Origin of the sequence: Flavobacterium sp., from assembly GCF_044357305.1 — a bacterium.
GTDB lineage: Bacteria > Bacteroidota > Bacteroidia > Flavobacteriales > Flavobacteriaceae > Flavobacterium.
Window position 1 is genome coordinate 1 of record NZ_JBIKPS010000048.1, and the last position, 3,679, is coordinate 3,679.

3 protein-coding genes are annotated in these 3,679 nt (G+C 35.0%); 1 reads left to right on the top strand and 2 read right to left on the bottom strand.

The window, feature by feature from the left end:
• Window positions 1-62 precede the first annotated feature (62 nt).
• Complete coding sequence (locus ACIQ2J_RS14720; RefSeq protein ID WP_396171237.1) at window positions 63-962, bottom strand: DUF4349 domain-containing protein; 900 nt, start codon at window positions 960-962, stop codon at window positions 63-65.
• Between the two features lie 171 nt (window positions 963-1,133).
• Here ACIQ2J_RS14720 and ACIQ2J_RS14725 point away from each other — a divergent pair, with 171 nt between their 5' ends.
• Window positions 1,134-2,330, top strand: coding sequence for an IS256 family transposase (locus ACIQ2J_RS14725; protein ID WP_396171239.1), 1,197 nt, complete (start codon window positions 1,134-1,136; stop codon window positions 2,328-2,330).
• Window positions 2,331-3,010: 680 nt separating this feature from the next.
• On the opposite strand, the gene ACIQ2J_RS14730 is transcribed toward ACIQ2J_RS14725, so the two are convergent.
• Window positions 3,011-3,679, bottom strand: a 669-nt coding sequence (locus ACIQ2J_RS14730; RefSeq protein ID WP_396171241.1) for a T9SS type A sorting domain-containing protein, incomplete at its 5' end; no start/stop codon positions are given.

A 3,679-nucleotide genomic window follows, 5' to 3' on the forward strand; every position in this document is an offset into this window, starting at 1 on the left:
AGAATATTTTGAAGGCAAAGAATTGCCCGGCATTGCTGCTATAAATAATCTGGAATTGGGCGTTACGAATTAGGGATTTTAGAGGATTGCTTTTTGCGAAATGGCCAAATATGGCGTTTGCGAAACCAATAATAAACTAAAACCACAACCAACCAAAATGGCCAAAAATAGGCCACACCCACTATAAAACTTAATGCATTTTCCCAACCTCTGGCTAGTCCTTCCCAAATGCGGCTAAAAAAACCGGGGCCTGATGGGGGAGTATAATTGGCATCCAATGTTTTATAAAAACTTAGATGAATAGTGCTGTATGAAACCTGACTTTCCAAATATTTTACTCTACCCTGAGCTGCTTCTGTTTCCTCGCCTATTACCCTAAGCTTTTCTTCAACCTCTAAAATATCACTAATTTTATTAGCCTTGTTCAGTATTTCAAGATAACGTTTCTCTACCGCTTTTTTGGCTTCAATTCTGGCAGTAAGGTCTGCATATTCTTCCCCTACATCCTGCACTTCTATGCGTTTGCTATCGGTTTTTATTCCCTCAGCCATTAAACCTTCCATCATTTGATCAAAAGCCTTGGCCGGAATGCGAATGGTTAGCTCGTTCGAAATTCGGTAGGTTTCATTGGTTTCAGACTCATTGCCCAAATACCCACCACTTTTTATTACCAAATCCTTTATTTTTTTGCGGCTTTCCTTATAATTTTCAACCTCTATCGTTAAAAAGCCAGTTTTTATAAGCTTTTGGGAAGTAGCCGTTAAATCTGCCTTTGTTTTATCCTCAGGTTCCTCTTTTGCCCCACTTACATCACCGCCCGAAAATCCATCTGATGACGTTTTAACTTCTTCCGTAACTGCAGCAGGAGCCATATCATAAGCGGCTTCATTCGTTGTTTCGGCAGCACGATTGCCGCAGGAAAAGAAAACAAATAAGGTAAGAATTGAAATGAGGTTCTTCATAGTTGCAATAACAATACCCTACTAACAGAACAAGTAAATGAAGATTAAATTTTAAGGTAGTATCTCACTAAGTGTGTAAGTTAAAAAGTTATTCTGAAAATTTTTGACCTCCTATAAAAAGGTCAAAAAAATTTTCGGAAATAACTTTTTTATTAACTTTAACACGCTAAAATGAAAAAAGAAGAACTATTAAACAGCGATTTTTTTAAGCAATTTAATTCAGGTCAAGAGTTAAATGATTTTTTGAGTCAGATTCAAAAAAGAGGATTAGAACAGCTAATCGAGGGAGAGCTTGATGCACATTTGGGCTACGAAAAACATCAAACGTCCGAAGGATCCAATTACCGTAATGGTCATTCAACAAAGAAGGTCAAGACATCATTGGGTCAAATAGAAATAAGTATTCCCAGAGATCGTGATTCCTCCTTTAATCCAATGCTAATACCAAAGAGGAAAAGCATTGTTGATGGTATTGAAAACGTCATCATATCACTTTATGCCAAAGGAATGTCAAACAGCGATATTGAAGAGCAAATAAGGGAGGTGTACAATTTTGATGTTTCTACTTCCACTATTTCAAGAATTACAGACAGGGTTAGCAATGATATTATTGCCTGGCAAAACAGGCCATTAGAATCGGTATATCTTATAATCTGGATGGATGGTATTGTTTTTAAAGTACGGGAAAACTCAAAAGTGATTAATAAAACCATTTACATTGCCGTGGGCTTACGCATGGATGGACTAAAAGAAGTATTGGGTTTATGGCTTGGCAAAAATGAGTCAGCTGCTTTTTGGATGAGTGTTCTTACTGACATCAAAGCCAGAGGAGTTGAGGATATTTTAATTACCGCTACTGATAATCTGAACGGGTTTACCGACACGATAAAAACCATTTTCCCTAATTCTACAACCCAAATCTGTGTTGTCCATCAAATACGAAATGCTTCAAAATACGTTGTGTGGAAGGATAAAAAGGAGTTTGCAAAAGATATGAAAGAAATTTATAACGCCCCTACAAAAGAGGGAGCTAAAGCTGCTCTAAGCGATTTCTCTGCAAAATGGTCCAGCAAATATGCTTATGCTGTTAAAAGCTGGGAGAATAATTGGGAAAACCTGACTGCTTTTTTTGAGTTCCCTCTTGAAATCAGAAAAATAATTTACACTACAAATTTGATTGAAAATTTAAATGGAAAAATTAGAAAATATACCAAAAACAAACTCTCTTACCCTACTGATGATGCAGTTCTGAAATCAACTTATCTGGCAGTTAGGGAGGCTACAAAAAAATGGAGCATGCCAATCAGAGATTGGGGAATAATCTTTAATCAATTTTTAATTATTTTTGAAAATAGATTAAAATGGTAAAAACCATCAACTTTTTAACTTACACAGTTTAGAGGATAGTGTCGGTTTTAAAAAAAAAAATCCAAAAGCTTTAAAGTTTTTGTATTTTTTGTTAAAGCATATCTACCCTTTTATTTCTTTTTTTCGTCTCTGTTATCGGTAAAAATAAAATTTTCTTTACCGTAAATTCTAAATCCAAAAGTTAACATTACATAGTTAAACAGCATAGATGTACCATTAAATACGGGACGATTACCCATTTCAAAACATGTAAGTGTTCCATTTTCCTCGCACTCCCAACCTACTCTATAACCACATTGGATCTCTTTGTATCCTCAATATCAAAAGTTAAATTATTGTATTGAAAGATCTAAATGGGTTATCTTTATTTCCGATAATAGTATTTCTGTATATCATTAATCCACCTCTTAAACTATATGTTTTGTATTTTTTTGCAGGAACCTTGTCACTGAATCTAAAAAAAGCTAGTGGTTTGTTAACTTTATTGGATCATAAAAATAAGTGGTGTAACTAATCTTTTGTGCCTTGGATAAAAAAAACCATTAAAATTATTTAAGTGTAATGGTTTTGTTCATAATTTTTTTATTCTAATACTAAATATAATTCTCATATCACAAAAAATGACAAAAAAAATCCCGGAACAATTGCTCCGGGATTTTTTTTATAAATGTTTTAAAATTTTAGTTTTTAACCTCAAATCTTAAAATAGTAGTTCGTCCTTTATCAGTTACCAATTTTACCGTATATATTCCTGATGCAAGATTGTGATCACTTACGGTTATGGATGTGCTAAAGCGTTTTCCACCCATAACTTCTCGTCCTAATTGATCATAAACGCTCAGATTTACCATATCGCCTGTACCTACTTCGATTGTAAAGTTACTGGTACTAGGATTTGGATAAAGATTAGCAGCAAACGCATTTCGCGATAGGTTATAAGCACTGTTTGTAGGAGAAAGAGTCACATTATAATTAGCCGGATTTCCCTGGCATCCGTTTTCACCAGTTTCTGTAACTGAAATTACACCTGTAGTTCCTGCAGCATTCCATCTAATTTGAATTCTATCCGCTCCGTTAGACAATACAGTTCCATTTGTTGCTAACCAATTATAAGTTGAACCCGGTGTAGCTGTAACACTGTAAATTTGGGTACTGCCGTTGGCTGCCGTATTAGGACCAGAGATTGTAATTGCAGATGGATTGGCCAAAACTTTCATGGTGTAATAAGCTGAATCTTTGCAACCAAAAGGTGTGCTCACGTTCAAAGTAACTTTATAATTACCCTTTATGGTATAGGTGCGAGATGCATTTGGAGTAGTAATAGTAGAACCATCACCTAAATTCCAAAG